This is a genomic window from Massilia sp. BSC265 (genome assembly GCF_000740675.1).
In the GTDB taxonomy this organism is placed as follows: domain Bacteria; phylum Pseudomonadota; class Gammaproteobacteria; order Burkholderiales; family Burkholderiaceae_D; genus Telluria.
Map to the genome: position 1 here is coordinate 37,114 of NZ_JPXI01000037.1, position 26,537 is coordinate 63,650.

At 65.9% G+C, this 26,537-nt stretch carries 29 protein-coding genes; 7 read left to right on the forward strand and 22 right to left on the reverse strand.

The features are described from left to right. Window positions 1–33 precede the first annotated feature (33 nt). Window positions 34–522, reverse strand: coding sequence for a hypothetical protein (locus MA09_RS17020; protein WP_036251125.1), 489 nt, complete (start codon window positions 520–522; stop codon window positions 34–36). 148 nt (window positions 523–670) lie between these two features. Continuing rightward, window positions 671–2,110, reverse strand: coding sequence for an IgA Peptidase M64 (locus tag MA09_RS17025; protein WP_036251752.1), 1,440 nt, complete (start codon window positions 2,108–2,110; stop codon window positions 671–673). 116 nt (window positions 2,111–2,226) lie between these two features. On the opposite strand from MA09_RS17025, the gene MA09_RS17030 reads away from it, so the two are divergent. Beyond that, window positions 2,227–3,270, forward strand: a complete 1,044-nt coding sequence (locus MA09_RS17030) for an alpha/beta fold hydrolase (RefSeq protein WP_036251127.1) — start codon at window positions 2,227–2,229, stop codon at window positions 3,268–3,270. A gap of 3 nt (window positions 3,271–3,273) precedes the next feature. On the opposite strand, the gene MA09_RS17035 is transcribed toward MA09_RS17030, so the two are convergent. The 3 genes from MA09_RS17035 to MA09_RS17045 form a co-directional block, all read right to left on the reverse strand. Continuing rightward, on the reverse strand, window positions 3,274–4,569 hold the full coding sequence (locus tag MA09_RS17035) for a cyanophycinase (RefSeq protein ID WP_051933545.1): 1,296 nt from the start codon (window positions 4,567–4,569) through the stop codon (window positions 3,274–3,276). Window positions 4,570–4,637: 68 nt separating this feature from the next. Then, window positions 4,638–5,075 (reverse strand): GNAT family N-acetyltransferase, encoded by a 438-nt coding sequence (locus MA09_RS17040; RefSeq protein WP_036251130.1) that lies wholly within the window; start codon window positions 5,073–5,075, stop codon window positions 4,638–4,640. Between the two features lie 107 nt (window positions 5,076–5,182). Beyond that, window positions 5,183–5,770, reverse strand: coding sequence for a hypothetical protein (locus tag MA09_RS17045; RefSeq protein ID WP_229440770.1), 588 nt, complete (start codon window positions 5,768–5,770; stop codon window positions 5,183–5,185). A 142-nt stretch (window positions 5,771–5,912) separates the two neighbouring features. On the opposite strand from MA09_RS17045, the gene argH reads away from it, so the two are divergent. Continuing rightward, window positions 5,913–7,310: an argininosuccinate lyase gene (argH, locus tag MA09_RS17050; RefSeq protein WP_036251132.1), complete on the forward strand. Its 1,398-nt coding sequence runs from the start codon at window positions 5,913–5,915 to the stop codon at window positions 7,308–7,310. Window positions 7,311–7,427: 117 nt separating this feature from the next. Here the strand turns inward: argH and rsgA are convergent, their stop codons facing one another. Then, window positions 7,428–8,462 carry a ribosome small subunit-dependent GTPase A gene (rsgA, locus tag MA09_RS17055; RefSeq protein WP_036251134.1) on the reverse strand — a complete coding sequence of 345 codons (1,035 nt, stop codon included), beginning with the start codon at window positions 8,460–8,462 and terminating at the stop codon, window positions 7,428–7,430. Between the two features lie 328 nt (window positions 8,463–8,790). Here rsgA and MA09_RS17060 point away from each other — a divergent pair, with 328 nt between their 5' ends. Further along, a complete protein-coding gene (locus MA09_RS17060) occupies window positions 8,791–9,474 on the forward strand; it encodes an HAD-IA family hydrolase (protein WP_036251137.1) in 684 nt (227 codons plus the stop codon). A 70-nt stretch (window positions 9,475–9,544) separates the two neighbouring features. Then, the gene (locus MA09_RS17065) at window positions 9,545–9,772 is read left to right on the forward strand and encodes a hypothetical protein (protein ID WP_036251760.1); all 228 of its coding nucleotides are present in this window, start codon (window positions 9,545–9,547) and stop codon (window positions 9,770–9,772) included. 4 nt (window positions 9,773–9,776) lie between these two features. Here MA09_RS17065 and MA09_RS17070 read toward each other — a convergent pair whose 3' ends face one another. The 13 genes from MA09_RS17070 to paaA all read right to left on the reverse strand — a co-directional run bounded on the left by MA09_RS17070 (window position 9,777) and on the right by paaA (window position 22,118). Then, a complete protein-coding gene (locus tag MA09_RS17070; protein WP_036251139.1) occupies window positions 9,777–10,250 on the reverse strand; it encodes a cupin domain-containing protein in 474 nt (157 codons plus the stop codon). A gap of 45 nt (window positions 10,251–10,295) precedes the next feature. Next, complete coding sequence (paaZ, locus tag MA09_RS17075) at window positions 10,296–12,347, reverse strand: phenylacetic acid degradation bifunctional protein PaaZ (RefSeq protein ID WP_036251141.1); 2,052 nt, start codon at window positions 12,345–12,347, stop codon at window positions 10,296–10,298. Between the two features lie 25 nt (window positions 12,348–12,372). Continuing rightward, complete coding sequence (gene paaY, locus MA09_RS17080) at window positions 12,373–12,972, reverse strand: phenylacetic acid degradation protein PaaY (protein WP_036251144.1); 600 nt, start codon at window positions 12,970–12,972, stop codon at window positions 12,373–12,375. Between the two features lie 2 nt (window positions 12,973–12,974). After that, a complete protein-coding gene (pcaF, locus tag MA09_RS17085) occupies window positions 12,975–14,180 on the reverse strand; it encodes a 3-oxoadipyl-CoA thiolase (protein ID WP_036251146.1) in 1,206 nt (401 codons plus the stop codon). Between the two features lie 30 nt (window positions 14,181–14,210). Further along, window positions 14,211–15,524, reverse strand: coding sequence for a phenylacetate--CoA ligase PaaK (paaK, locus tag MA09_RS17090; RefSeq protein ID WP_036251147.1), 1,314 nt, complete (start codon window positions 15,522–15,524; stop codon window positions 14,211–14,213). A gap of 28 nt (window positions 15,525–15,552) precedes the next feature. Continuing rightward, window positions 15,553–16,002, reverse strand: coding sequence for a hydroxyphenylacetyl-CoA thioesterase PaaI (paaI, locus tag MA09_RS17095; RefSeq protein WP_036251150.1), 450 nt, complete (start codon window positions 16,000–16,002; stop codon window positions 15,553–15,555). Next, the gene (paaH, locus tag MA09_RS17100; protein WP_036251153.1) at window positions 15,995–17,545 is read right to left on the reverse strand and encodes a 3-hydroxyacyl-CoA dehydrogenase PaaH; all 1,551 of its coding nucleotides are present in this window, start codon (window positions 17,543–17,545) and stop codon (window positions 15,995–15,997) included. The genes paaI and paaH overlap by 8 nt, the downstream gene beginning before the upstream one ends. Window positions 17,546–17,547: 2 nt before the next feature. After that, window positions 17,548–18,339, reverse strand: a complete 792-nt coding sequence (paaG, locus tag MA09_RS17105) for a 2-(1,2-epoxy-1,2-dihydrophenyl)acetyl-CoA isomerase PaaG (protein ID WP_036251154.1) — start codon at window positions 18,337–18,339, stop codon at window positions 17,548–17,550. 58 nt (window positions 18,340–18,397) lie between these two features. Then, complete coding sequence (paaE, locus tag MA09_RS17110; RefSeq protein WP_036251156.1) at window positions 18,398–19,474, reverse strand: 1,2-phenylacetyl-CoA epoxidase subunit PaaE; 1,077 nt, start codon at window positions 19,472–19,474, stop codon at window positions 18,398–18,400. A gap of 1 nt (window position 19,475) precedes the next feature. Beyond that, window positions 19,476–19,988, reverse strand: a complete 513-nt coding sequence (paaD, locus tag MA09_RS17115; protein ID WP_036251158.1) for a 1,2-phenylacetyl-CoA epoxidase subunit PaaD — start codon at window positions 19,986–19,988, stop codon at window positions 19,476–19,478. Beyond that, entirely contained in the window at window positions 19,988–20,758 is a 771-nt protein-coding gene (paaC, locus tag MA09_RS17120) for a 1,2-phenylacetyl-CoA epoxidase subunit PaaC (protein WP_036251161.1), read from the reverse strand. The genes paaD and paaC overlap by 1 nt, the downstream gene beginning before the upstream one ends. 11 nt (window positions 20,759–20,769) lie before the next feature. Further along, window positions 20,770–21,054, reverse strand: coding sequence for a 1,2-phenylacetyl-CoA epoxidase subunit PaaB (gene paaB, locus MA09_RS17125; RefSeq protein ID WP_027865558.1), 285 nt, complete (start codon window positions 21,052–21,054; stop codon window positions 20,770–20,772). 74 nt (window positions 21,055–21,128) lie between these two features. Continuing rightward, window positions 21,129–22,118 (reverse strand): 1,2-phenylacetyl-CoA epoxidase subunit PaaA, encoded by a 990-nt coding sequence (gene paaA / locus MA09_RS17130; RefSeq protein WP_036251162.1) that lies wholly within the window; start codon window positions 22,116–22,118, stop codon window positions 21,129–21,131. 91 nt (window positions 22,119–22,209) lie between these two features. Here paaA and paaX point away from each other — a divergent pair, with 91 nt between their 5' ends. Beyond that, window positions 22,210–23,136, forward strand: coding sequence for a phenylacetic acid degradation operon negative regulatory protein PaaX (paaX, locus tag MA09_RS17135; RefSeq protein WP_036251164.1), 927 nt, complete (start codon window positions 22,210–22,212; stop codon window positions 23,134–23,136). Here paaX and MA09_RS24900 read toward each other — a convergent pair. Further along, complete coding sequence (locus MA09_RS24900) at window positions 23,109–23,285, reverse strand: hypothetical protein (protein ID WP_161783234.1); 177 nt, start codon at window positions 23,283–23,285, stop codon at window positions 23,109–23,111. The two genes, paaX and MA09_RS24900, sit on opposite strands and share 28 nt — an antisense overlap. A 93-nt stretch (window positions 23,286–23,378) precedes the next feature. Between MA09_RS24900 and MA09_RS17140 the strand changes: the two genes are divergently transcribed. Together MA09_RS17140 and MA09_RS17145 are read left to right on the forward strand one after the other, a co-directional pair. Next, window positions 23,379–24,521: a M14-type cytosolic carboxypeptidase gene (locus tag MA09_RS17140; protein ID WP_036251167.1), complete on the forward strand. Its 1,143-nt coding sequence runs from the start codon at window positions 23,379–23,381 to the stop codon at window positions 24,519–24,521. A gap of 2 nt (window positions 24,522–24,523) precedes the next feature. Then, window positions 24,524–24,760, forward strand: a complete 237-nt coding sequence (locus MA09_RS17145) for a hypothetical protein (protein WP_036251170.1) — start codon at window positions 24,524–24,526, stop codon at window positions 24,758–24,760. A gap of 61 nt (window positions 24,761–24,821) precedes the next feature. Here MA09_RS17145 and MA09_RS17150 read toward each other — a convergent pair whose 3' ends face one another. Next, a complete protein-coding gene (locus MA09_RS17150) occupies window positions 24,822–25,061 on the reverse strand; it encodes a hypothetical protein (protein ID WP_036251173.1) in 240 nt (79 codons plus the stop codon). A gap of 19 nt (window positions 25,062–25,080) precedes the next feature. After that, window positions 25,081–26,445: a metalloprotease PmbA gene (pmbA, locus tag MA09_RS17155; protein ID WP_036251175.1), complete on the reverse strand. Its 1,365-nt coding sequence runs from the start codon at window positions 26,443–26,445 to the stop codon at window positions 25,081–25,083. Window positions 26,446–26,537: the final 92 nt, after the last annotated feature.

Consider the following 26,537-nt stretch of genomic DNA (forward strand, 5'->3'; position numbering starts at 1 on the left):
AAAGCCGGCGTTGTCACTTGAAGCGGCGTGAGATTAGTTCTTCGCAGCCGCCTTGTGCACCTCGGCCACCGCCTCGGCACGCGCCTGCTCGGTCTTGGCCGCCGCAGTCGCCTTGTCGGCCGCCGCCTCGACCTGGGTCTTGAGCAGCTTCTCGTCCGCCTTGATCATCTTCTTGTCGGCCTTCAGGTTGGCGTCGGCGATTTTTTCCTGTGCCTTGGCGGCCACTTTCAAACGGTCTTCCGGGTCGGCCTTGGCCACCTTCTCGACCGCATCGGCGTGCGTCTCGGCAGCCTTGTTATAGGCCTTTTCCTTTTTCTCGGTGGCGTCGGCCACGGCCTTGTTCACCTCCTTGTCGGCCTTTTCGACGACCTTCATTTCCTTCTGTTCCGCCTTGGCGATGTCTTTCTCGGCGTCGGCTTCCGCTTTCACGACAGCCTTGGTGGCGATAGGAGTGGCCGTGGTCTGGGCGTTAGCGGCGGTGGCCAGCAGGCCGGCGATGAGGGTGGCGATCAGTTTGTTCATGATGGATCCTTTCCGGTGAGTGGTCGCGCAGTCCAGCTTCTTGCGCTCATGTTTTTTGTCTGGCTACGAATCCAGAATACGGACTCACCACCCGCCGGGTCTGTTAGCCAAGCCACTTAGACCCTTGACATTTTGTAAGCAATTTTTACTATCGGGCTGCCCCCGCATACAAGTCGATGATCTCGGTAATCCCATCCTGGCACACCGGGCAGAAGGCTCCGCTGCGGTCGAACATCAGGCACTGCATTGCCGGCCGGTAGTAGCCCGTGGCTTCGTAGTTTGCCCCTTCGAAGGCCCCCACATCATGGCGGTGCGGCAGTGGCCGACCAGGCTTACCGGCGAACAGCGCGTTCGTCGCTTCGAGGTCGTCGTGGAACAAGGCATTCATCTCGCTCTCCGGCCGGTTCGCCGCGCGCAGCGCCGCACGTTTTTTCTGGTAGGCGCGCGAAGCCTCTTCATACTCGGCCTTGGGCCATGGCGTCGGCAGCGGCGTGCCCGCCTTCACGTGGCGCTTCCATTTGATGTTGGCCGGGTCGCGCAGCGCGGTGACATTGGGTTCCCACGGCTCCATGCGCGTAGAGGCGGCGGCGTAGGCGACCGGCGAGGTGTAGTACTCGTCGGCCAGGCCCGCGAAATGGTGGCCGAATTCGTGCACGAACAGGTAGTTGGCCCAGGCGTTGCCGGCCGCCGCGGTGCTGAACTGGCCGAAGATCCCGCCGCCGCCGTAGGTTTCGTTGTTGACCAGGATTTCGATGAACTCGTAGGGCGCATGCTGGGCGATGTCGCGCAGCGCGCGGTTATCCAGGGTCAGCACATAGCGCTCGCTGCCGAAGATGTCGTAGCGGGTGCCCAGCTTAGATGCACGATGGACGCCGGTGGAGGGACGGCTGATGCCGGATTCCGCGGTCGGCACGGCCAGCGCCCACACGTTGAAGTCCTTGGCGCGCTCCTTGAAGGGCGAGACCGAAAACAGGTACTTGCTCAGGCGGCGCGCATCCGCCTCGAACTTATTCAGCTCCGCAGCAGTGTAGCCGTCGCCCATGATCAGGAGGTCGACCTTGTCGCTCGAGGGGCCGCTCACGTGGACCGGGATCGGTTTGACGGGCAGGGCCGGCTGCTTCCTGACGACCTCCTGCGCATCGGTGTCCACGTCGACGCTCCAGGCTACCGAGAACTGATTGCGCTCGTCGCGCTCGAGGATGCGCACGCGCACCGGGCGGTCCGGCTTGGGAAAGCGCACCGATTCCTGGAAGCTGCGGCTCATTTTGCCCGCCTCTTCCGTCGTGCGCCATTCGCCGAAGACGGTCGAGAAGCCGCGCGAGTACAGCAGGTCGCCGGTCTTCGCATCCACCACTTCGACCCGGTTCTGGCCGCGATTGGTGTCGTCGAAGTTGCGCGCCGTGCTGCCGGGCCAGGGCAGCGGCTCGATCACCACGCGCTCGAGGGCATACTGGTCGGACAAGGCATTGCCGCTGTGGGTATAGTCGACGCGGACGGTAGCCGGCTGGGCCGCGTGCGCCGCATTTGCCAGGGCCGCGGCGGCCAGCATCAGCACGGCGGCGAAGAATCGGAATGGCAGTCGGAACATGGTCATCCTTATTCGAGCGAAAGCTGCATTGTAAAACGGCCCAGCGCTGTCAGAAATGACAGTTGTGGCGCTGATGGCCATGGAACAGAATCGCTTGACCACATACGGAGAACGACATGCACCCGTTCGACAAGCACATCCTGGCCGCGCTGGCCCTGGCTTCCCCACTGGCGCAAGCGGCTCCGCCTGCCGCCTGCAAACCGGGCCAGCCGATCCACGAGAGCGGCTATGTGAAGCTCGGCGGCATCGAGCAATGGATCTCGATCGACGGCGCCGACTGCGCCAAGCCCGCGCTGCTGCTGGTGCACGGCGGTCCGGGCAATCCGATCTCGGTCTATGAACACGATCCGTATGCGTCCTGGACCAGGGATTACGTCATCGTCCACTGGGACCAGCGCGCCGCCGGGCTGACCTGGTCGCGCAACGCTCCCGCCGAAGACACGCCCCTGACCCTGGCGCAAATGCGCGACGACGGCATCGCGTTGTCGCGCCACCTGCTCGAACGCCTGGGCAAGCGCAAGCTGGTCCTGCTGGGCAGCTCCTGGGGCTCGATCCTGGGCGGGCACATGGCCGCGCGCAGTCCGGAACTGTACTGCGCCTGGATGCCGGTGGCGCAGGTCGTCAACAGCACCGAGACCATGCGCGCCTCGCGCGAGATCATCCTGGCGCGCGCCCGCGCAGCCGGAGACGAGGCCACCGTCGAGAAAGTCGAGGCGCTCGGCACGCCGCCATGGACCAACCCGCGCAACTTCGGCATCCTGCGCCGCGCCATCCGCAAGTACGAGGCCATGGTGTCCGATCCGGCGCCCGCCGCCTGGCTGGAATGGAAGGCGGCGCGCAGCACGCCGCAGGCGCGTGCCGACTACACGGCGGGCGAGGACTATTCATACATCCAGTTCATCGGCATGAAGGGCGAGGGCATGGCCTCGCGGGTCGACATGGAGCGCCAGGCCGCCAGCTTCAGGCTGCCGGTCTACATGGTGCATGGCGAGCAGGACCTGCTGGCGCCCAAGGAGATCGCGCAACGCTACTTCGACCGGATCTCGGCGCCGCGCAAGCAGCTGGCGATCGTCCCGCGTGCCGGACACGATCCGAACCTTCCCCTGATCGATGCGCAGGCGCGCATGCTCGCCAGCCAGCTCGGCGGCCGCTGCGAATGAACCTCACCTGGCGGCATCGACCCGGCTGGCGCCGGCGCCGCCGCCCGCAATGCTCTCCCCCTGCCGGTAATGGTACAGCGGCCGCTGCACCAGGATCGGGCGGATGTCGAGCCGCATGTTGTAGACCGAGTACTGCTCGGTGAACGTGGACTGGTAGCCCACGCTGTCGCCCGTGCGGGTGAGCTTGAACTCGAAGCCGAGGTCGGGCTGGATGCCCTTGGGGCTGTCGAGCGAGAGGCCGATGGCTTCCGGCTGGTCGCTGTCGATCAGCTTGGCCATCAGGTCGACCACCGTGCTGTTGCCGAGGATGTCGGCCGAGAACAGCGGTTCGCGGTAGTAGGGCCTGGCCGGGTCGATCCGGTTGTCGAGCTTGTCGGGAGAAGGCGTGAAGGTTTGCGTGAGCAGGTTGAACCGGTCGCCGTTGTCCAGGTAGCTCAGGCGCACGTTGCTGACATGGAGCGGTCCTTCCTGCGGCACTGCCTTGGACAGGTCGACCAGCAAGGCGCCGCGATAGCCGACCACCTCCACTTCGCGGCCCGGGCCCACCACCATGGCCGTGTTCTCGTCGATGCCGAGGCCGAGCTTGTAGCCCTTCTTGAGCATGGCCGGCACCATGCGCGCGAAACGGCCGCGCACCAGCAGGTGCTGGTCGATGAAGACGTCGTCGCCGATGAAGCCGAGGCCGGGCGCGATCTCCTTGCCCTCGTCGACACCGAGCTTGAGCGTGGCGAGCACCGTCTTGGGACGGCCGAACATGGTGCTGCTCATGATGGCGGCGCCGGCGCTGGAGCCGGCGATCATGCCGCCGCCCCGGTACATGTCCCACAGGGCGTCGAGCACGCGGGTATTGCTGCCGTCCTCGCGCCGCAGGGCGCGCGTGATGCGGCCCTGGTCGCCGCCGGCGAAATAGGCGCCGCCGGCCGAGCGCACCGCGGCAGCCAGCGCCGGATCCTCGGCGGCCGCCTGGTAGTCGATGCCGGTCAGGCGCACGGCCACCGGCACGAAGAAGGCCCTGGCGCCATAGTGGTTGAAGCGCTCGACCAGGAATTTGCCGGCCTTCTCGGGGCTGGCCGATGCCGAGGCGAAGACGGCGATGCGGGCGCCCTTGCCCCCTGCCAACCGGACCATGCGCTCCCATACGGCGGCATTATCGGCACGCAAGGCCCCACCGATGATGACGAGCGAGCCCTTCGTCTGCGGAGCCTCGGCTGCAGGGAGCGACGGACTGCCCAGCAGCGCAAACGCAAGCAGGACAGGAACAACAGCGCGGATGACTGCACGGACGACGGCGCGAAGCATACGACTTCCTCCCGGTTCAGACCAATCGTAAGCCTGATTCGAGAAGCGCGTCGCCGTGTTGAGTATGCTCAGGACAAATATATGTTCGGAAAGTACCGTTCCATCATCGTATCGGGACGCTGGGGCGTGGTAAAACCGAAGCGTTCGTAGAGACTGTGCGAATCGCTCGTATGGAGCGTGAAGCGGCGCAGTTTCTGCAGGCTGGGGTGGCGCAGGACGACACCGATCAGCTGCTTGCCGTAACCGTGGCCGCGGTACTCCGGCACCACGAACACGTCCACCAGGTTGGCGAAGGTTGCGTAATCGGTGATGACGCGTGCGAAGGCGATCTGGCGCCCGTCGAGGTAGCCGCCGAAACACAGCGAATTCTCGATGGCGCGCTCGACGACCGGCCGCGAAATGCCGACTGCCCAGGTGGACTGCTCGCTCAGGAAGCGGTAGATCATCGGGATGTCCAGCCGCGACTGGTCGGTACTGACCTGGAAGCTCGAATCGTTGGTAATCATGGAAGCGATGAACCTGATTTTAATGGCTTAAAAACCAATTCTAGCGCCGTTTGCATGATGCATAATTTTCAATTGGACGGCGTCCCCGGGTATTCCCGCGCTACTGCTCAGCCGTTGCGCAGGTAGCGTTCCGGCAGTTGCAGCTTCGCGTCTTCGGCGCGCCAGATCAGGCTCAGCACATACCAGCGCTTGCCGTCGTGGATCAGCTGGATGCTGTTGATCCCGCGCATGAAAGGCTTGGCGTCATCCTTGGCGTGGCGCGCCTCGTAGGTGCTGAACACGTGGGCGATCTGGCCGAAGACCTCGAGGGTGCGTGCCTTTTCGGTTTCGAAGAAGCCTTGGGTGGCGAAGGTCTTGCTGCTGCGGGCGATGTAGTCGTCCGGCGTCATCGTGCGCAGGGCAAAGCTGCCGTCCGGTCGCGCACCCACCACGCCCATCCGTCCCTCGGATGCGAACAGCGAACGCATGCGATCCCAGTCGCGCGGCGCGCCGGCCGGGCCCGAGATCACATCGTAGAGCGCGGCGATGATGGCGTCGATCGAGGCGACGTCCGCCGCCCGAGCTGCCGGCATGCCGGCGGCTGCCGGCGCGGCCGGTGCGGCCACGGCGGTCGGCGTGGCGGGTGCCGCCTGCTGGGCCAGTGCTGCCGGCGCGGCGAATGCCAGTGCGAGGCCGAGTTGGGCCAAACGGTTCATGTCTCCCCCTTATTGTTGTCATTTGATGAATAGTGAGCACATCATTGCGCATTTCTGGTCGCTTGTCATCCACCATGGATGGGGGCCGGTCAGGATGACAAGCGTCCAGTTATAATCGTGGGATACCAAAAGGGATCCCACCATGACCGATCAATTCTCCAAGAAGGCCGAAGCCTGGTCTGCCCGCTTCACCGAACCCGTCTCCGACCTCGTCAAGCGCTACACCGCCTCGGTGTTCTTCGACAAGCGCCTGGCCCCGTTCGACATCCAGGGCTCGCTCGCCCACGCCGAGATGCTGGCCGCGCAAGGCATCATCAGCGAACAGGACCGCGCCGAGATCGAGCGCGGCATGGCCCAGATCAAGGGCGAGATCGAGGCCGGCAGCTTCGAATGGCTGCTCGACCTGGAAGACGTGCACCTGAACATCGAGAAGCGCCTGACCGAACTGGTGGGGGACGCCGGCAAGCGCCTGCATACCGGCCGTTCGCGCAACGACCAGGTCGCGACCGACATCCGCCTGTACGTGCGTGCGGCGATCGACGACATCCTCGGCCTGCTGGGGAGCCTGCGCGGCGCGCTGACAAGCCTGGCCGAGCGCCATGCGGACACCATCATGCCGGGCTTCACCCACCTGCAGGTGGCACAGCCCATCACGTTCGGACACCACATGCTGGCCTACGTCGAGATGTTCGGCCGCGACGCCGAGCGCATGCAGGATGCGCGCCGCCGCGTGAATCGCCTGCCGCTGGGCGCCGCCGCACTGGCCGGCACCACCTTCCCGATCGACCGACTGCGCGTGGCGAAAACCCTGGGCTTCGAGGACGTGTGCCACAACTCGCTGGACGCCGTGTCGGACCGCGATTTCGCGATCGAATTCACGGCCGCCGCCTCGCTGATCATGATGCACGTGTCGCGCTTCTCGGAAGAGCTGGTCATGTGGATGAGCCCGCGCATCGGCTTCATCGACATCGCCGACCGCTTCTGCACCGGCTCGTCGATCATGCCGCAGAAGAAAAACCCGGACGTGCCGGAACTGGCGCGCGGCAAGACCGGCCGTGTCTACGGCCACCTGAACGGCCTGCTGACCCTGATGAAAGGCCAGCCGCTGGCCTACAACAAGGACAACCAGGAAGACAAGGAACCGCTGTTCGACACCATCGATACGGTCACGGACACGCTGCGCATCTTTGCCGACATGGCGGGCGGCATCACGGTCAAGGCCGAGAACATGCGCGCCGCAGCGCTGCAGGGTTACGCCACCGCCACCGACCTGGCCGACTACCTGGTCAAGAAGGGCCTGCCCTTCCGCGACGCGCACGAAGCCGTGGCGCATGCGGTGCGCGCCTGCGACATCGCCGGGTGCGACCTGTCGGAGATGCCGCTCGAGAAGTTGCGCGAGTTCTCGCCGCTGATCGAGCAGGATGTGTTCGCGGTGCTCACGCTGGAAGGCTCGGTGGCGGCCCGCGACCACGTCGGCGGCACCGCGCCGAACCAGGTGCGCAAGGCGATCGAGCGCGTGCGCAAGCAGCTCGAGGGGTAATCCATAGGGTGGGCGGCTATGCCGCCCACGCGGTCAACGTCCGCCGGCACGACCGAGACATATCGTATGTCGGCGATCACCGCGTGGGCAGGAAACCTGCCCACCCTACGAAAAGCCTCATCCGCCTCGTTTATCGCGCCCGCGCTGCTTCGCTTCCTTCATCAACACCTTCCACTTCCCCCGCTCGGCAATGCGCTCCAGCGCCGTCTGCTCCGCCCGCCCCACCTCGCGCAACAGCTTGCGGTAGTTCTGCAGGCGATCGGCATCGACCACCCCGCGCACCGCGCATCCCGGTTCGCTCGCATGGCGGCAGTCGCGAAATTGGCACTGGTCCGCCAGGGCCGTGATGTCGTTGAAGGACAGTTCCAGCTCCTCCTCGTCCGCATCCGGCTGCCACGCGCGCAGGCCGGGCGTATCGATGATGCAGGCGCCGCCCGGACAGCGGTGCAGCGAGCGCGCCGTGGTGGTGTGGCGCCCGCGGTCGTCCCCATGCCGCGTGCCGCCGGTGGCTTGTCGGCTGCCGCTCAAGGCATTGGTGAGCGTGGACTTGCCCACGCCCGAGGAGCCCAGCAGCACCAGGGTCTGCCCTGCCCCCAGCCACGGGGCCAGCACGCCGGCGTCAATCTGTTCAGAGGGAATCAGCTGCAGCAGCGGCACGTCGCCGGGAATGCGCTGGCGCAGCTGCGCGATCCTGTCCTCGACCCGGCTGCCGATATCGGGCTTGGTCAGGACCATCACCGGCTCGACGCCGCAGGCCCGCACCAGCGCGATATAGCGTTCCATGCGGCGTGGATTGAAGTCGTTGTCGAGGCCCATCAGCAGTAGCGCCGTGTCTACGTTGCTGGCCAGCACCTGGCTTCCCGACGGGGTTCGCCGCGACAACCGGGTGAGGGCATCGAGGGTATGGTCGATCCACCAGTCGCCCAGGCTGGGCGAGGCAAGTACCCAGTCGCCGACCACGGGCTGGCCGCTGGAAACGAAGCGCGCGCTGCGCGCCGGGAATGCCTCGCGACCGTCGTCGAGCGTGAACCAGTCGCGCTGGACGGAGGTTACGCGGGCGAGGCGCCCGTGCGGCGATGCCGCCGCGATTTGTTGGACAAAATGCTGCTTGAAGCCGATCCCGTGCAGGGTCGGGAAATCGATGTCGATCATGACGATATGTTTTCCGATTCAATGGCGCAACAGGCGTGCGCAGGCAGCCGCACCGATGGCGCGGCAAGGTCAAGGAATGGAAGGTCGGGCGCGCTGGCGCGCTCAATGCATCGTCGTGATGCGTGTCGTGCTGGACGAGCAGGTCAGGCGGCCGACCGGAGGGCGGTATCAGGCTGGTTCATGCGGCGTCTCCTCGGATCGGTGAATGGGACCGATAGTCTCGCAGCGCACCGCTGCAAGGTCAAGGCCTGCAGAAGGAGTAGGGAGCGGAACGCTCCGCCCTTTTGCGCTATGCTGGACGATTCGATTCCCCAATGAGAGCGCATCCGTGACACCGACCAACCCATCCGTCCTGCCCTCGCGCGAATATGCCGCCTTCCTGTTCGACATGGACGGCACCATCCTCACCTCGATCAAGTCCGCCGAGCGGGTCTGGAGCGCCTGGGCGCTCCGGCACGGGCTCGACCCGGAAACCTTCGTGCCGACCGTCCACGGCAAGCGCACCGAGGACACCATCCGCCAGCTCGGCCTGCCCGGCGTCGATCCGGTGTCGGAGGCGCTGGGCATTGCGCTGGCCGAGATCGAGGATGTGGGCGACATCGAGGAAATCGCCGGCGTGGGCCGCTTCCTGGCCAGCCTGCCGCTTGAGCGCTGGGCCATCGTGACCTCGGCCTCGCGCGCGCTGGCAACGGCGCGCATTGCGGCCGCCGGGTTGCCCTTGCCGCCGCTGCTGGTGTCGGCCGACGACGTCAAGCGCGGCAAGCCGCATCCCGATCCTTTCCTGCTGGGCGCGCAGAAGCTGGGCGTGGCGCCGCAGGATTGCCTGGTGTTCGAGGACACGACGATCGGGCTGGCCGCGGCAGAAAGCGCGGGCATGGACAGCGTCGTCGTCACCGCTACGCACACGCATCCGGTCGAGACACGCTCGGCGCCGGTGGCGGACTATCTGGACCTGGTTGCCGTGCGTACGGAAAGCGGGCTGCTGAAGGTGCAGCGCAAGATCGGCCACTGAGCGCTGCCGTCTTGTCTTGCGGCGCTTGATACCCACATGTCAGGTATCGACGACAACCATGGAGGTGCACATGCACCGCTATCGCAACACGAGCGGCGAATCCGGCGTGGTCGCCTACGACATCGACAAGGACTCGATCACCATCCAGTTCACCGGCGGCGACCGCTACCTGTATACCGAGCGCAGCGCCGGGGCCGAGAACATTGCCAGGATGCAGGAACTGGCGCGCGAGGGCCGGGGGCTGTCCACCTTCGTGAGCCAGCACATCCGCAGCCGCTACGCGCGCAAGTTGAACTAATGCCTCAGCCGCGCGGTTCGCGCGGTGGATAAGGTGAGCCATCCTTGTGCAGGAAGGTCTTGGTGTCGCCGTCGTAACGCAGGTCGATGTCGGGATAGACTGCCGAATCGCCCGGGATGCGCGAGCCGACGCACAGGAACACGCCCGGCCCCCAGCTGCGGTTGATGAGATGGTGCCCGTTCGGCTTTCCTGCTGGAAAGGCTGCGCAGTCCCCTGCCCGCATGAGGGTCTCGCCTTCGTCGGTGACCAACACCAGTTCGCCCGACACGACCATCACGAATTCATCCTCGTGCGAGTGCCAGTGGCGCTGCGACGAAGCCGCACCCGGCTGCAGCTCGACCAGGTTGACGCCGAACTGGGTCAGGCCGCCGGCGTCGCCCAGGGCCTGCTTGGTGCGGCCCTCCACCAGCTCGGCGAAGGGCTCGGGATAGCCCGTGCCGCCCACCACGGGAATGCTGTTCAGGTCCAGTCTCGACATGCAAAGGGTCTCCTTGGTTGTGGTGGACGACGCACTTTCGCCATCCTAGCTGCGCTTTTGCACCAGCGTCAGGATATCGTAACTCGCCACGAGTTCGTCGTGTTGATTGGTGACTTGCACGTCCCAGGCCACCACGCCCTGGCCGCGGCCCTGCTCGTCCGTGCGGTTGCGGTCGACCTTGCGCTTGCAGGTCAGGCGGGCACGGATGGTGTCGCCGATCGCCACCGGCGCCACGAAACGCAGGTTGTCCAGGCCGTAGTTGGCCAGCACCGGACCCGGCGCCGGCGACACGAACAAGCCCGCCGCCGCCGACAGCACGAAGTAGCCGTGCGCGATACGCTTGCCGAACTGGGTGTCCTTGGCCGCGATCTCGTCGAAGTGCATGTAGAAGTAGTCGCCCGAGACGCCGCCGAAGTTGACGATGTCGGCCTCGCTCACGGTGCGGCGGTGGGTCAGCAGCGAGTGGCCCACCTCGAGGTCTTCGAACCAGCGGCGGAACGGGTGGATGTCCGTTTCCTTGACCGCGCCGCCGCGCACGTACTCGCCGGTGACGGCGGTCAGCATGGTGGGCGAGCCCTGCACCGCGGCGCGCTGCAGGAAGTGCTTGACGGCGCGGATGCCGCCCAGCTCTTCGCCGCCGCCGGCGCGGCCCGGGCCGCCATGCTTCAGTTGCGGCAGCGGCGAGCCGTGGCCGGTGGAATCCACCGCCGATTCGCGCTCGAGGATGTGGACGCGCCCGTGCGATGCGGCAGCGATCGGCACCGCGTGGGCGGCGATCGCCGGGTCCTTGGTCACCAGGGTGGTCACCAGGCTGCCCTTGCCGCGCGCGGCCAGGTGCAGCGCCTCGTCGATGTCGCGGTAGGTCATCACCGTGCTCACCGGGCCGAAGGCCTCGATGTCGTGGACGGCATCGTTGATCAAGGCGTTACGGCACAGCAGCAGGGTCGGTGCGAAGAAGGCGCCGTTGGCACAGCCCTCGCCCACCGGATTGAAACCGTCGCGGGCGCTGAACAGGATTTCGTTGCCACGTGCAAGCATCTCGACGCGCTCGGAGACGTCGCGGTGCTGGTCCATCGAGGCCAGCGCGCCCATGCGCACGCCCTCGACCTTCGGGTTGCCCACCGTGATCTTGGCTAGGCGCTCGCGCAGGCGCATGCCAACGGCCTCGGCATGCTGCTCGGGCACGATGACGCGGCGGATGGCCGTGCATTTCTGGCCGGCCTTGCCGGTCATCTCGCGCGCGACTTCCTTCACGAACAGGTCGAATTCCGGATCGCCAGGTGCGACGTCCGGCGCCAGGATGGCGCAGTTCAGCGAGTCGGCTTCGGCGGTGAACGGCACCGCTTCGCGGATCAGGTTCTGGTTGGCCTTCAGCTTGGCGGCGGTGTCGGCCGAGCCGGTGAAGGTGACGGCATCGAATCCCCCAAGGCGGTCGAGCAGGTCGCCGGTGCTGCCAATGACGAGCTGCAGCGCGCCTTCCGGCAACAGGCCGGAATCCATCATCATTTTCACGGTGGCGTGGGTCAGGTAGCTCGTCGCGGTGGCCGGCTTGACGATGCAAGGCATCGCGGCCAGGAAGCTCGGCGCGAATTTTTCCAGCATGCCCCAGATCGGGAAGTTGAAGGCATTGATGTGCACCGCCAGGCCGCCGCGCGGCACCAGGATGTGGGTGCCGGCGAAGCCGCCGCGCTTGCCCAGCGCCATGGCCGGGCCTTCGTGCAGCACGTTCGAGGACGGCAGCTCGCGCGAGCCCATGCTGGCATAGGCGAACAGGGTGCCGATGCCGCCCTCGACGTCGACCCAGCTGTCCGGGCGGGTGGCGCCGGTCAGGTGCGAGATCTCATACAGCTCTTCCTTGCGCTCCATGAGGTAGAGGGCCAGGGCCTTCAGGCGCTGGGCGCGCTTCTGGAAGTCGAGCCCCATCAGCTGCTTGACGCCGGTTTTACGCGCATAGGTGACGGCCTCGTCGAAGTCGATTTTTTCGGCGTGGGTGTGGAAGATCAGTTCGTTGTTCAGCGCGCTATGCAGCGGCATGTGTGCTTCAAGGCCGTGCCAGCGGCCGGCGATCAGGCTTTGCAGGGTTGCGATGTTGCCCATGTCGTTCGTCTCCGTTCTTGTCTCTTCAGGTTTTCGGTTTGTGCATGCCGTTCGGGTCGAACTCGATGCCTTTCCGGCCCGGCTCGGCCTCAGGCAGGGCCTCGACCTCGCGCATCGTCTGCAGCGAGCGCACATTCAGCTCATGGTACTGGCGCGTCCCGAAACTCTTCCACTTCACATCCTCCTCGAGCAGCTCGCGCATGACCTTGGCCGGCGTGCCCATCACCATGCTGCGCGGCGGGATGATCATGCCCGCCTTCACGAAGCTCATCGCGGCGACGATCGATTCCTCGCCGACGACCGCCTTGTCCATCACGACGGCATTCATGCCGACCATGGCATTGCGCCGGATGCGGCAGCCGTGCAGCACCGCGCCGTGCCCGATGTGCCCATCGACCTCGACCACGGTGTCCTCGCCCGGGAAGCCGTGCATCACGCAGGTATCCTGCAGGTTGGCGCCCTCTTCCAGGATCAGGCGCCCGAAGTCGCCGCGCATCGAGGCCAGCGGGCCGATGTAGCAGCGCGGGCCGACGATCACGTCGCCGATCAGGACGGCGCTCGGATGCACGTAGGCGCTGGGATGGACCACCGGCCGCACGCCGTCGATCTCGTACACCTTGACCATGCTTACACCCGCTCGACGATCAGGGCGATGCCCTGGCCCACGCCGATGCACATGGTGCACAGGGCGTAGCATCCCTTGATCCGGTGCAGCTGGTTGACGGCGGTCGTCACCAGGCGTGCGCCGGAGGCGCCCAGCGGGTGGCCGAGCGCGATCGCGCCGCCGTTCGGGTTCACGTGATCCGCGTCGTCGGGCAGGCCGAGGTCGCGCATCACGGCCAGGCCCTGGGCGGCGAAGGCTTCGTTCAGCTCGATCACGTCCATCTGGTCGAGGCGCAGGCCGGTTTGCCGCAAAAGCTTCTTCACGGCCGGCGACGGACCGAAGCCCATGATGCGCGGCGCCAGGCCGGCGGTGGCCATGCCGACCACGCGGGCGCGCGGAACCAGGCCATTGCGGACGGCAGTCGCTTCCCCCGCCAGCAGCAACGCGCAGGCGCCGTCGTTGAGGCTCGATGCATTGCCGGCGCTGACCGTCCCATCGGGCATGACCACGCCCTTCAGTTTCGCCAGGGCCTCGATGCTGGTGTCCGGGCGCGGCTGCTCGTCGGTGTCGAACACGCGCGACTCGCCTTTCTTCGAATGCAGCGTGACCGGCACGATCTCGTCCTTGAAGAAGCCCTCCGCATGGGCGCGTGCCCAGCGCTGCTGGCTGCGCAGTGCGAAGGCATCCTGGTCGGCACGGTTGATGTTGAATTCGGCTGCCACGTTCTCGGCGGTCTCCGGCATCGAATCGATGCCATATTTCGCCTTCATGAGCGGATTGACGAAGCGCCAGCCGAGGGTCGTGTCCTCGATCCTGGCCGCGCGCGAGAAGGGGCTGTCGGCCTTGGCCATCACGAAAGGCGCGCGGGTCATGCTCTCGACGCCGCCGGCGATGATCAGGTTCGCTTCGCCGGCCCGGATCGCGCGCGCGGCGGTCCCGACGGCATCCATGCCGGAGCCGCACAGGCGGTTGATGGTGTTGGCCGGCACCTCTTGCGGCAGGCCCGCCAGCAGCGCGGCCATGCGGCCGACGTTGCGGTTGTCTTCGCCGGCCTGGTTGGCGCAGCCGTAGAACAGGTCGTCCACGGCGCCCCAATCCACGTCCTTGTTGCGGGCGATGAGCGCGGCGATGGGCAGCGCGCCCAGGTCGTCGGCACGGACGCTCGACAGCGAGCCGCCGTAGCGGCCGAAGGGGGTGCGGATGGCGTCGCAGATGAATGCGTCAGTCATGGTGTCTCCTCGGTATTCGTATTCGGTTCTTCAGTTCTTGGGGCGCCTGTCGACCACGCGCCGGGCCTTGCCGGTCAGCGTGCGCTCGATCCCGCCGGGCGGGTGCAGGGTCACGCGCGTAGTCACGCCCACATGGGTCTTGATGCAATGCTGGAGTTCGCGGCAGAGGACGTCCACCTCGCTCGTCGACAGGGAGCCGTCGCGCAGCTCGCCCAGTATTTCGAGGGTGTCGAGGTGGCCTTCGCGGGTGACGACCAGCTGGTACTGTGGCGCCAGCGCCGGCATTTTCAATACCAGTTCTTCAATCTGGCTCGGGAACACGTTCACGCCACGGATGATCAGCATGTCGTCCGATCGTCCCGTGATGCGGCCCATGCGGCGCATCGAGCGCGAGGTGGGCGGCAGGAGCCTCGTCAGGTCGCGCGTGCGGTAGCGGATGATCGGTAGCGCTTCCTTGCTCAGCGAGGTGAACACCAGTTCGCCCTCCGCGCCGTCCGGCAGCACGTCGCCGGTGTCCGGGTCGATGATCTCGGGGTAGAAATGGTCTTCCCAGATGACCGGGCCATCCTTGCTCTCGATGCACTCACTCGCCACGCCCGGACCCATCACTTCCGACAAGCCATAGATGTCGACCGCGTCGATGCCGGCGCGGGTCTCGATCTCGCGGCGCATGGCGTCGGTCCAGGGCTCGGCCCCGAAGATGCCGACCTTCAGCGAGGACGTCGCCGGGTCGATCCCCTGGCGCGTGAACTCCTCGATGATGTTCAGCATGTACGAAGGTGTGACCATGATGATCGCGGGCTGGAAATCCTGGATCAGCTGCACCTGCTTCTCGGTCTGGCCACCGGACATCGGGATGACGGTGCAGCCCAGCTTCTCGGCACCGTAGTGGGCGCCCAGGCCGCCGGTGAACAGGCCGTAGCCGTAGGAGATGTGCACCATGTCGCCGGAGCGCCCGCCCGCGGCGCGGATCGAACGCGCAACGACGCCGGCCCAGGTGTCGATATCGTGCCGGGTGTAGCCGACCACGGTGGCCTTGCCCGTGGTGCCGCTCGATGCGTGGATGCGCACCACCTGCTCGCGCGGCACGGCGAACAGGCCGAAGGGGTAGTTGTCGCGCAGGGTCTTCTTGTCGGTGAAGGGGAACCTGGCCAGGTCGCTCAGCGTCTTCAGGTCGCTAGGGTGCACGCCGGCCTCGTCGAACGCTGCGCGGTAGTGCGGCACGTTCTCGTAGGCGTGGTGCAGCGACCACTTCAGGCGCCCGAGCTGCAAAGCCTGCAGCTCGTCGCGGCTCGCGCGTTCGATCGGTTCCAGCTCATTCGGATCCGGATTGCGTTGGACCATCTCGACCTCCTCCTCGTCTTGCGGTACCTTAAGCGCCGACCTCTGCCACCATTCCGGCAACACGATGCGACTTCCCGCGGAACAGCGCCACCGTGCGTGCGTCCTGGTTAGTCACCTTGATGTCGTAGACGCCGGTTTTACCTTGTAGCGCCTGCTCGACCGCTTCGGCCACCAGCACGTCCCCTTCACGGCCCGGCGCCAGGTAGTCGATGGTGCAGCCGGCGCCCACGGTGTTGAAGTTGTGCGAGTTGCAGGCGAAGGCGAAGGCGCTGTCGGCGAGCATGAAGATATAGCCGCCGTGGCAGGTAGCGTGCCCGTTGAGCATGTCGCCGCGCACCCGCATCGACATGCGCGCATAGCCCGGGCGGATCTCGTCGAGCGTCATGCCCAGGGCCTGGCTGGCCGGGTCGCGCTCGTACATGGTCTTGCCGGCCAGTTCGGCCAGCGCCTGCAGTTCGCCATTCCGATCGCTATGCATGGAACCTGGCTCCGTGCGGATTGGCAGCGATCTTCCGGCGCAGCAGCGGCGAGACGCGGTAGCGGTCTTCGCCATAGGCGGTCGCCAGGTTGGCCAGCACCGCCACGATGTGCTCCAGTCCGACGCTGTCGGCCCAGGCGAGCGGCCCGCGCGGGTAGTTGACGCCCTTCTGCATCGCGATGTCGACGGCGCGCGCGCTGCACACGCCCTGGTTGACCGCGTCGGCGGCCTCGTTGGCCAGCATGGCGACGGTGCGCATCACCGCCATGCCGGGCACGTCGTCCAGGCGCGTGACGGCAAAGCCGGCAGCCTGGAACATGCCGACCACGGCGTGGTAGGCGGCGTCGCTGCACTGGTCGGCGCGCGCCAGTGCGATGCGGGTGGCGCCTGCAGGGTCCAGCAGCAGGTCGTAGATGACGGTGTTCGGGTGCCAGTTGGCCGCGGCGCGTTCGGTCGCGGTGCGGCCGTCGGTCAGGTACACGGCCGCGCCCTGGCACAGGAAGCCGGGCGTGCCGTCGAATGCCTCCTGGCGCGGCAGCTCGAAGCCGGCCTTCGACAGGCGCGCGGCCAGGGCTTCGATCGGGGCGGTAGCGCCGCCGATGATGGCCACGTGTTCCGGACGCGCCTGTGGCGCTTCTTCCTGCACGGCAGGCTTGTCGACGCCTTCGCCGTAGCGGTAGAAGCCGCGCCCGGTCTTGCGGCCCAGGAAGCCGGCATTGACCAGTTCCTGCTGCAGGACCGAGGGCGTGAAGCGCGGATCGCCGAAGTAGGCGTTGTAGACCGAGTTCGTCACCGAGAAGTTGACGTCGTGGCCAATCAGGTCCATCAGCTCGAAGGGCCCCATGCGGAAACCGCCGCAGTCGCGCAGCACGGCATCGATGGTGGCCGGTTCGGCGGCCTGTTCCAGCAGCAGGCGCAGCGCTTCGGCGTAGTAGGGACGGGCGACGCGGTTGACGATGAAGCCGGGCGTCGACTTCGCGTGCACCGGGTTCTTGCCCCAGGCCTCGGCGGTGGCGTAGACGGTGTCCGCCACCGCCTTCTCGGTGGCGATGCCGCTGATGACTTCCACCAGGGCCATCAGGGGCACCGGGTTGAAGAAGTGCATCCCGACCAAACGTTCCGGACGGCGCAGCGTTGCTGCGATGGCGGTGACGGAAATCGACGAGGTGTTGGTGGCCAGGATGCAGCTATCCGTCACGATGCCTTCCAGTTCGGTGAACAGGGCGCGCTTGGCATCCAGGTTCTCGACGATGGCTTCGACCACCAGCGATGCTCCGGCGGCTTCCTGCAGCGTGCCGATGCGCTTGAGGCGTTCGCGCGCCTGGTCGGCGTCAAGCGCGTCCATGCGGCCCTTCTCGACCAGCTTGGCGTAGGCCTTGCCGATCTCCGCGACGGCCTTGTCGGCGGCATCCGGGCGGGTATCGAACAGCAGGACCTCATGGCCGGCGGTGGCGGCCACTTGTGCAATGCCGGAGCCCATGGCGCCGCTGCCGATGACCGCGACGACGCTGCCGCGGGGAAGTACTGCGGGGAGTGCTCCCATGCTTACTCTCCCTTGAAGTGCGCCGGACGCTTGGCGATGAAGGCGGCGACGCCTTCGCGGTAGTCGTGGCTGTAGCCCAGCTCGCGCATCATTTCAGCTTCGAGCTTGAGCTGTTCCGGCAGGGTATTCGACCAGCTGGCCTGCAGGGCTTTCTTGGTAAAGGCCAGTCCTTTCGTGGGTGCGGCGGCGAAGTGCTCGGCCATGGCGATGGCCTGGTCCATCAAGGCTTCGTCCGGCACGCAGGCCCAGATCAGGCCCCATTGCTCGGCCTTCTCGGCGCTCAGCTTTTCGCCCAGCATGGCCAGGCCGGTGGCGCGCGCCTGGCCGATCAGGCGCGGCAGGTGCCAGGTGCCGCCGGTGTCGGGAATCAGGCCCAGCTTGCAGAAGGCTTCGATGAAGCTGGCCGATTTCGCCGCCAGCACGATATCGCAGGCCAGGGCCAGGTTGGCGCCGGCGCCGGCGGCCACGCCGTTGACGGCGCAGATGACGGGCATGGGAAGAGACTTCAGCGTCATGACCAGCGGCGCGTAGAACTTGTCGACCGATTCGCCCAGGTCGACACCGGGAGCGCCCGGTTCGACGGCGCGGTCGGACAGGTCCTGGCCGGCACAGAAGCCACGGCCGGCGCCGGTCAGCACCAGCACGCGCACGCTTTTGTCGGCCTGGAGTTTGTCGAGGGCGTCGCGCACTTCGAGGTGCATGGCCTGGGTGAAGCTGTTCAGGCGATCGGGACGGTTCAGGGTCAGGACGGCGATGCCCTTGTCGATCTTGAACTGGATGGATTCGTAGCTCATGGTTGTCTCCAAGTCTTCTTGTTGTATTGCGGCGCCAGCCCGGGTTCGGGCCGGTGGCCTATTCGGCGATGTCGAAGTCCACGACCACCCTGTCGGTGACCGGGAAGCTCTGGCAGCTCAGCACGAATCCACGCGCTACTTCGTAATCCTCGAGCGCATAGTTCACGTCCATCTCCACCTGCCCATCGAGCACCTTGCAGCGGCAGGTCGAGCACACGCCGCCCTTGCACGAGTAGCGCATGTCGATGCCCGCGCGCAGGCCGGCGTCGAGGATGGATTCCTTGTCCTTGTCCATCGTGAAGCTGGCCGCGTTGCCGTCCATGATGACGGTGACTTCGGTCTGGTGCTGCTGTCCTGCTTCGACCCGGCGCGGCTTGTGCTCGTGCTTCGGGATGCTGGCGGCGAACAGCTCGATGCGGATCTTTTCCTTCGCCAGCCCGGCCGCCTGCAGCGAACGCGACACGCCGTGCATCATGTCTTCCGGACCGCAGATGAAGGCAATGTCGATGTCCTTGACGTCGATCCAGTGGCGCAGGAAGAGGCCGCACTTCTCTTCGGTGATGCGGCCGTTGAACAGTTCGATGTCCTGCTGCTCGCGGCTCATCACATACACCAGCTTGAGCCGGTCCATGTAAGTGTCCTTGAGGTCGGTCAGTTCATCACGGAAGATCACGCTCGACGAGGCGCGGTTGCCGTAGACGATGGTGAAGCGGCTCTTCGGCTCGGCCTGCAGGGTCGTCTTCACGATCGACAGGATCGGGGTGATGCCGCTGCCGGCCGCGAAGGCCAGGTAGTGGCGTTCGCTCTCCGGGTCGAGCGGCACGTTGAAGTGGCCCATCGGCGGCATCACTTCGAGCGTGGCGCCCGGCTTCAGGTGTTCGTTGGCCCAGGTCGAGAACTGGCCGCCGTTCACGCGCTTGATGGCCACGCGCAGTTGTTCGTCCTGCACCGCCGAGCAGATCGAATAGGAACGGCGCACGTCCTCGCCATCGATCATCGCGCGCAGGGTCAGGTGCTGGCCCTGCTGGTAGGCGAATTGCGGTTTCAGCTCGGGCGGGACGTCGAAGGTGACGGCGATGGCGTCGCGGGTCTCGTGCTTCACCTTCGCCACGGTCAATGGATAGAATTTGCTCATCTTAGTGACACTTGAAATAGTCGAAAGGCTCGCGGCAGTCGAGGCACTTGTACAGCGCCTTGCACGGGGTCGAGCCGAACTCGCTGGTCAGCTGGGTGTGCGGCGAGCCGCAGTGCGGGCATGCCACCTCGGGCGCCGCGCGGCGGCGGATGCCGGCGTGCAGGCCGCTGATGTCGATCGCCTGCTGCACCGGGGGCGCAATGCCATAGCCCTTCAGGGCGGCCTTGCCGGCCTCGCTCATCCAGTCGGTGGTCCAGGCGGGCGACAGGCGGCTGACGATGCGCACCTCATCCAGGCCGTGGGCCTGCAGGGCTTCCTTTACCGCGTCCGCGATGACCTGCATCGCCGGGCATCCCGAATACGTTGGGGTGATCGTCACCACACAGGTGTCGCCGTCGAAGACGACGTCGCGCACGATGCCGAGGTCCACCACCGAAATGACCGGGATCTCCGGGTCGGCGACTTCGCCGAGCCAGGCCCAGACCTGGTCGACCGTGGCAACCACAGCGTTCATTACCACTGTGCTCCCGGATAGGCGCGCTGCAGGAACTGCATCTCGGCCAGGATGTAGCCCAGGCGCTCGGTATGCCGGCCCTGCTTGCCGCCGCGCTGCATCCAGGCGTCCACCGGCGGCATGGTGAGGGTGGCTTCGTTCAGCACGTCTGCCAGGTGGTCGAGGTAGTTCTTGCGCAGAGAATCCACGCTTGGTGCGACGCCCTGTTCCACCATGGCGTCGTCGACGGCGTCGTAGATGAACATCTCGCCGCTGTACATCCACAGCTCGTCCAGCGCCGCCTGCATCCTGGCGTGACTCAGCTCGGTGCCGTCGCCCAGGCGCACCACCAGGTCGCCCGAGCGGCGCAGGTGGTAGGTGACTTCCTTGATCGATTTCTGGGCGATCTCGGCGATGCGCGCATCCTTGGCGCGGGTCAGGCCGTCCATCAGGAAGTAGTGCCAGGTATCGAACAGGAACTGGCGCATCACGGTGTCGGCGTAGCTGCCGTTCGGCTGCTCGACCAGCAGGCAGTTGCGGTAGTCGTGGGCGTCGCGGTGGAAGGCCAGGCGGTCTTCGTCGCGGCCCTTGCCTTCGAGCTCGCCGGCATAGGTCAGCCACATGCGGGTCTGGCCCAGCAGGTCGAGCGCGACGTTCGACAGCGCCATGTCTTCTTCCAGCGCCGGGCCCTTGCCGCACAGCTGGCACAGCTGCTGCGACAGGATCAGGGCGTTGTCGCCCTGGCGCAGCAGGTAGTCGATTTTTGCGGTATTGGCGTCCACGACCTTCATCTCCCACTGCGTCACAGGTTCTTGACTTCTTCCGGCATCGGGAAGAAGGTCGGGTGGCGATAGACCTTGCTGTTGGCCGGCTCGAACAGGGCTTCCTTGTCGTTCGGGCTGCTGGCCACGATGTCCTGGGCGCGTACCACCCAGATGCTGACGCCTTCGTTGCGGCGGGTGTAGACGTCGCGCGCGTTGTTGATCGCCATCTCGGCGTCGGGCGCGTGCAGGCTGCCCACGTGCTTGTGGGCCAGGCCGTGCTGGCTGCGGATGAAGACTTCCCACAGCGGCCATTCTTTGCTCATTCTGTATCTCCGTAGTTCTTGTGGTGTGCAAGTGCCGGTTGACCGCGTGGGCGGCGGAGCCGCCCACCCTACGATCAGGCGGCTGCCTTGCGTGCGGCTTGCTTTTCGGCGTGGGCGACCAGGGCGTCGCGGAACCATTCGCCGTCTTCATAAGCCTTCACGCGGGTGCGCAGGCGCTCGCGGTTGCAGGGGCCGTTGCCCTTCAGGACGTTGTGGAATTCGCTCCAGTCGATCTCGCCGAAATCGTAGTGGCCGCGCTCTTCGTTCCACTTCAGGTCGGGGTCGGGAATGGTCAGGCCCAGGTACTCGGCCTGCGGCACGGTCTGGTCGACCATGCGCTGGCGCAGCTCGTCGTTCGAGAACAGCTTGATGCGCCAAGCGGTCGACTGCGCGCTGTTCACGGACTCGGCGTCCGACGGGCCGAACATCATGAGCGAAGGCCACCACCAGCGGTTGAGCGCGTCCTGGGCCATCGCCTTCTGCTCGGGCGTGCCCTTGCACAGGCTCATCATGATGTCGTAGCCCTGGCGCGCGTGGAAGGACTCTTCCTTGCAGACGCGGATCATGGCGCGCGCATACGGACCGTACGAGCAGCGGCATAGCGGGATCTGGTTGATGATGGCCGAGCCGTCCACCAGCCAACCGATGGCGCCCATGTCGGCCCAGCTCAGGGTCGGGTAGTTGAAGATGCTCGAGTACTTGGCCTTGCCCGAATGGAGGGCGGCGAGCAGCTCGTCGCGCGACACGCCCAGCGTTTCGGCGGCGCTGTACAGGTACAGGCCGTGGCCGGCCTCGTCCTGGATCTTGGCCAGCAGCACCGACTTGCGCTGCAACGTCGGCGCGCGCGTGACCCAGTTCCCTTCCGGGAGCTGGCCGACGATCTCGCTGTGCGCGTGCTGCGAGATCTGGCGGATCAGGGTCTTGCGGTAAGCCTCGGGCATCCAGTCCTTCGGCTCGATCTTGATGCCGGCGTCGATGCGCGCCTGGAACGCCGCTTCATCAAGGCTCATGTCTTCTTCGGTACGGACTTTCTTGAGTCCGGTCTCCACCATTTGTGCGTACATGCTGGTCTCCGTTGCAAACCTCTCCAAACCATAATACGATACAAAAAATCGGATGTACACCAAAATTTTGAATCATATTGAGGCGTTACCAATGGCACAACTCACCAGCGCAGAGTGGATCGACCGCTTCCTGACGACCGACCCGCCGCGCCACAAATCGCTGGTGATGACCCTGTGCGGCGATGCCATCGCCCCGCACGGCGGCGCCTTCTGGCTGGGCAGCATGATCGAACTGCTGGGTCCGCTCGGCGTGACGGACCGGCTGGTGCGCACCAGCGTGTTCCGCCTGGTGCAGGAAGGCTGGCTGACCGCCAGCCGCGAGGGCCGGCGCAGCCGCTATGCGCTGGAGCCCAAGGCCCTGCCGCGCTTCGAACGTGCCAACCGCCGCATCTATTCACCGCCGGGACTGGCCTGGGACGGCCGCTGGACCTTCGTGCTGGCCCCCAACGGCAGCATCGACGGCGACCTGCGCGCGCTGCTGCGCAAGGAACTGGAGTGGGAAGGTTTTGCCATGCTGGCCACCGGGGTGATGGCGCACCCGGCGCCGGATCGCGACACGCTGCGCGAGATCCTGGCGCGTGCGGAGGCGGAAGGAAAACTGTTCGTGTGCGATGCGGCCGAGCTGCCTGGCGTCGGCTCGCGCCCGCTGCCCGAGCTGGTGGGCGACGCCTGGGATTTGTCGGGCGTGGTGGCCGGCTACCGCGGCTTCATCGACAGCTTTACGCCGCTATTGGCGCTGTTGCGGGAAGGCCCGTCGGTCGCTGCCCAGGACGCGTTCGCGATCCGCGCCCTCTTGATCCACGCCTACCGCCGCGTGCAACTGCACGACCCGATGCTGCCGGTCGCGCTGCTGCCCGAACCCTGGCCGGGCAGCGACGCCTACGAACTGGCAAAGGCCATCTACCGCCTGACCTGGACCGGCGCCGAAGAGCATGTGATGGCCATGCTGCGCAAGGAAGACGAGGGCACGCCACCCGCCGACGGCGATTTCTACGGGCGTTTCGGCGGATTGGCCTGATGCCGCTTGCGAACTAGCCGCTGCCCCAGCACCAGGACCGCGGCGACGATCGCGCCCACCAGCAGGCCCACCAGGGGGTCGTCCGCGATGCGCGCGCTCAACAAGAAGGCGACGACCGTCGCTACGATAGCCAGGACCCGCATCAGCATTCCTCCGCCAGGACGCGCCGCCGAAATCCGGTAGCGCTTGTAAAAACTAGTATTATCAGCGTTTTCCGCAACAAACCAAGGACAGGACACCCCATGTCTATCAAGATCAGCAGCCAGTTCGACGCTGGCGCCATCGAGGTCGTGAACGCCACGAGCGCGAACGCCATCGACCTGAACATCCGCAAGGATTCGCACGCCGACATCATCCAGTGGTTCTATTTCCGCCTGCAGGGCGCGCAAGGCCAGGCCTGCACCATCCGCTTCCTGAACGCCGGCCAGGCCGCCTATCCGGCCGGCTGGGAAGGCTACCAGGCCATGGCCAGCTACGACCGCATCAACTGGTTCCGCGTGCCGACCTCGTACGACGGCCAGGTCATGACGATCGAGCACACCCCGGGCATGGACAGTGTCTACTACGCCTACTTCGAGCCTTACTCGTGGGAACGCCACCTGGAGCTGCTCGACCGCGCCCAGATGTCCGAGCACGTGCGCATGCTGGACCTCGGCTCCACCGTCGACGGCCGCGACCTGAACATGCTGGTGATCGGGGAACCCTCGCCCGAGAAGAAAAAAGTCTGGGTGATCGCACGCCAGCACCCGGGCGAGACGATGGCCGAGTGGTTCGTGGAAGGCATGCTCGACGCCCTGCTGGACCCGGCCCACCCGTTCGGGCGCCAGTTATTGAAAGAATCGGTGTTCTACGTGGTGCCGAACATGAACCCGGACGGCTCGGTGCGCGGCAACCTGCGCACCAACGCGGCCGGCGCCAACCTGAACCGCGAGTGGATGAACCCGTCGATGGAACGCAGCCCGGAAGTCTTCCTGGTGCTCAAGAAGATGCACGAAACCGGTGTCGACCTGTGCCTGGACGTGCACGGCGACGAGGGCCTGCCCTACGTGTTCGTGGCCGGCAGCGAATCCCTGCCGACCTGGACCGAAGCCCAGGCGGCCCAGCAGCAGCGCTTCATCGAAGACTTCAAGATCGCCAGCCCGGACTTCCAGGACGTGCACGGCTACGGCAAGACCCCGTTCACCGACGAAACGCTGACCATGGGTTCGTCGCACGTCACCCACGCCTTCGGCTGCCTGTCGCTGACCCTGGAACTGCCGTTCAAGGACAACGCCAACGACCCGGATCCGCAGGTGGGCTGGGACGGCGCCCGCAGCGCCCGCCTGGGCGCTGCAGTGCTGCAGCCGGTGCTGAACGCGGTGCGCGCGCTGCGTCATCAGGAGTAAGCATGAGCATCTTCTCCGCCCCCGTATTCGACGCCACCGTCGTTTTCGACGGCCAGGAACTGTTCAAGGGCCGCGGCGCGGCCCAGACCTGGGCCGAGAAAGTGGCGAAGGAAATCGAAGCCGAGGTGACGGTCGAGAAGATCGGCACCGGCTGGGCCCTCAAGGCCACGGTGGACGGCGAGGCCGTCAGCTGGGGTATCTACGGCCAGCGACTGAGCCGCATCGAGCAGGCTGGCTGAGCGCAGCCCGACCAGGACAGCGCACTGGATCATCCGGTCCAGTGCGCTTTTTTTCAGCCGTTTAAAGTTCCACGCCCAGGTGCTTGTGGACCCAGGCATTGGCGTCGGCGACGGCGTCGAAATGCAGGGTGGCGATGGTGGTCTTGTCGGGCGCCAGGAAGGTGACGTAGGCCTTGCGCGCTTCGTTGCCCGAGCTGAGCAGGTCGGACGGCTGCGACAGCTCGACGGTGGCCACGAGGTCGAGGTTGAGCAGGACGCTCTTCTGGCTGCTTTCCTTGTCGATGCGAATGAACTTGCTCATGTATCTCTCCGGTTGTTTCTCAGGACCCGGCAACGACCATCTTCTCGATCAGGATCGAGCCGGTCGACTTATTGCCACGAGCAAGAACGTCGTTGCCGACTGCCACGATCTGCTGGAACATCTCGCGCATATTGCCGGCGATGGTGATTTCTTCCACCGGATACTGGATCACGCCGTTCTCGACCCAGTAGCCTGAGGCGCCGCGCGAATAGTCGCCGGTGACGTAGTTGACGCCCTGGCCCATCAGCTCCGTGACCAGCAGGCCGGTGCCCATCTTGCGCAGCATGCCTTCGAAGTCGTCGGCACGCTTGGTCCCCTTCGAGACGATGTTGAGGTTGTGCGATCCGCCGGCGTTGCCGGTGGTTTGCATGCCCAGTTTGCGCGCCGAGTACGAGGACAGGAAGTAGCCCTGCAGTACGCCATTCTCGACCACCTTGCGGCGGGTGGTGCGCACGCCTTCCTCGTCGAAGGGCGCGGAGCCGACCGCGCCGATCAGGTGCGGGTCTTCGACGATGGTGATGTGGTCCGGGAAGATCTCCTTGCCCAGCGAATCGAGCAGGAAGCTCGACTTGCGGTACAGCGAACCGCCCGAGACGGCCTGCACGAAGGCACCGAGCAGGCCGGCGGCCAGCGGCGCTTCGAACAGCACCGGGCAGGTGCGGGTGTCCAGCTTGCGTGCGTTCAGGCGTGCCAGCGCGCGTTCGGCGGCATAGCGGCCTACCGCTTCCGGATTGGCCAGTTTCTTGGGATCGCGCGCCGAGGTGTACCAGTCGTCGCGCTGCATCTTGTTGCCCTTGCCGGCGATCGGTGCGACCGAGATCGTGTGGCGCGAGAACGGATAGCCGCCGATGAAGCCGCGCGTATTGGCGCCGACGAAGTGCGACTGCTGCACGTAGACGCTGGCGCCTTCGCTGTTGCTGATGCGCGGATCGACCTCGAAAGCCGCGTTCTCGCAGCGCTGGGCGAGCTCGACGGCTTCCTCGGTCGAAATCTGCCAGGGATAGAACAGGCGCAGGTCGCGCGGGTTGGTCTCGAGCAGCTCGGCGTCGGGCAGTCCGGCGCAGTCGTCTTCGGCAGTGAAGCGGGCGATGTTCCAGGCCGCTTCCACGGTGTCCTTCAGGGACTTGGTGGAGAAGTCGGAGGTATTGGCATTGCCGCGCCGCTGGCCGTAGTAGACGGTGACGCCGATGCCCTTGTCCTTGTTCTGCTCGATGGTCTCGATCTTGCCTTTACGCACGGAAACCGACAGGCCGCTGCCTTCGCTGATCTCGACCGATGCATCGGTGGCGCCCTGCTCTTTCGCGAAGGCCAACACGTCGCGGGCAAGCTGTTTCAGCTGGTCCTGGGTATGGGTAAAAGCGGAAGTGATCGCGGAGTCGTTCATGTCGTGTTTTTCGTAGCGAGCCCTAAAACAGTTATCATAGCAGCCGTTTACTATTTTCACTGACCGGCTCCACGCCAATCGGATCGATCCGG

Excerpts from the sequence above, each read along its gene's own strand:
- argH (WP_036251132.1), top strand. The coding sequence starts at position 5,913 with ATGACCGATCAATTCTCCAAGAAGGCCGAAGCCTGGTCTGCCCGCTTC.
- MA09_RS24900 (WP_161783234.1), bottom strand. The coding sequence starts at position 23,285 with ATGCTGATGCGGGTCCTGGCTATCGTAGCGACGGTCGTCGCCTTCTTG.
- paaB (WP_027865558.1), bottom strand. The coding sequence starts at position 21,054 with ATGAGCAAAGAATGGCCGCTGTGGGAAGTCTTCATCCGCAGCCAGCAC.
- paaH (WP_036251153.1), bottom strand. The coding sequence starts at position 17,545 with ATGGGAGCACTCCCCGCAGTACTTCCCCGCGGCAGCGTCGTCGCGGTC.
- paaI (WP_036251150.1), bottom strand. The coding sequence starts at position 16,002 with ATGCATAGCGATCGGAATGGCGAACTGCAGGCGCTGGCCGAACTGGCC.
- MA09_RS17065 (WP_036251760.1), top strand. The coding sequence starts at position 9,545 with ATGCACCGCTATCGCAACACGAGCGGCGAATCCGGCGTGGTCGCCTAC.
- paaY (WP_036251144.1), bottom strand. The coding sequence starts at position 12,972 with ATGGTCAAGGTGTACGAGATCGACGGCGTGCGGCCGGTGGTCCATCCC.
- MA09_RS17040 (WP_036251130.1), bottom strand. The coding sequence starts at position 5,075 with ATGATTACCAACGATTCGAGCTTCCAGGTCAGTACCGACCAGTCGCGG.
- MA09_RS17145 (WP_036251170.1), top strand. The coding sequence starts at position 24,524 with ATGAGCATCTTCTCCGCCCCCGTATTCGACGCCACCGTCGTTTTCGAC.
- paaZ (WP_036251141.1), bottom strand. The coding sequence starts at position 12,347 with ATGGGCAACATCGCAACCCTGCAAAGCCTGATCGCCGGCCGCTGGCAC.
- paaC (WP_036251161.1), bottom strand. The coding sequence starts at position 20,758 with ATGAAGGTCGTGGACGCCAATACCGCAAAAATCGACTACCTGCTGCGC.
- rsgA (WP_036251134.1), bottom strand. The coding sequence starts at position 8,462 with ATGATCGACATCGATTTCCCGACCCTGCACGGGATCGGCTTCAAGCAG.
- pmbA (WP_036251175.1), bottom strand. The coding sequence starts at position 26,445 with ATGAACGACTCCGCGATCACTTCCGCTTTTACCCATACCCAGGACCAG.
- MA09_RS17025 (WP_036251752.1), bottom strand. The coding sequence starts at position 2,110 with ATGTTCCGACTGCCATTCCGATTCTTCGCCGCCGTGCTGATGCTGGCC.
- MA09_RS17035 (WP_051933545.1), bottom strand. The coding sequence starts at position 4,569 with ATGCTTCGCGCCGTCGTCCGTGCAGTCATCCGCGCTGTTGTTCCTGTC.
- MA09_RS17030 (WP_036251127.1), top strand. The coding sequence starts at position 2,227 with ATGCACCCGTTCGACAAGCACATCCTGGCCGCGCTGGCCCTGGCTTCC.
- paaK (WP_036251147.1), bottom strand. The coding sequence starts at position 15,524 with ATGGTCCAACGCAATCCGGATCCGAATGAGCTGGAACCGATCGAACGC.
- MA09_RS17020 (WP_036251125.1), bottom strand. The coding sequence starts at position 522 with ATGAACAAACTGATCGCCACCCTCATCGCCGGCCTGCTGGCCACCGCC.
- paaX (WP_036251164.1), top strand. The coding sequence starts at position 22,210 with ATGGCACAACTCACCAGCGCAGAGTGGATCGACCGCTTCCTGACGACC.
- MA09_RS17140 (WP_036251167.1), top strand. The coding sequence starts at position 23,379 with ATGTCTATCAAGATCAGCAGCCAGTTCGACGCTGGCGCCATCGAGGTC.
- paaD (WP_036251158.1), bottom strand. The coding sequence starts at position 19,988 with ATGAACGCTGTGGTTGCCACGGTCGACCAGGTCTGGGCCTGGCTCGGC.
- MA09_RS17150 (WP_036251173.1), bottom strand. The coding sequence starts at position 25,061 with ATGAGCAAGTTCATTCGCATCGACAAGGAAAGCAGCCAGAAGAGCGTC.
- MA09_RS17045 (WP_229440770.1), bottom strand. The coding sequence starts at position 5,770 with ATGAACCGTTTGGCCCAACTCGGCCTCGCACTGGCATTCGCCGCGCCG.
- paaA (WP_036251162.1), bottom strand. The coding sequence starts at position 22,118 with ATGTACGCACAAATGGTGGAGACCGGACTCAAGAAAGTCCGTACCGAA.
- MA09_RS17070 (WP_036251139.1), bottom strand. The coding sequence starts at position 10,250 with ATGTCGAGACTGGACCTGAACAGCATTCCCGTGGTGGGCGGCACGGGC.
- paaG (WP_036251154.1), bottom strand. The coding sequence starts at position 18,339 with ATGAGCTACGAATCCATCCAGTTCAAGATCGACAAGGGCATCGCCGTC.
- pcaF (WP_036251146.1), bottom strand. The coding sequence starts at position 14,180 with ATGACTGACGCATTCATCTGCGACGCCATCCGCACCCCCTTCGGCCGC.
- paaE (WP_036251156.1), bottom strand. The coding sequence starts at position 19,474 with ATGAGCAAATTCTATCCATTGACCGTGGCGAAGGTGAAGCACGAGACC.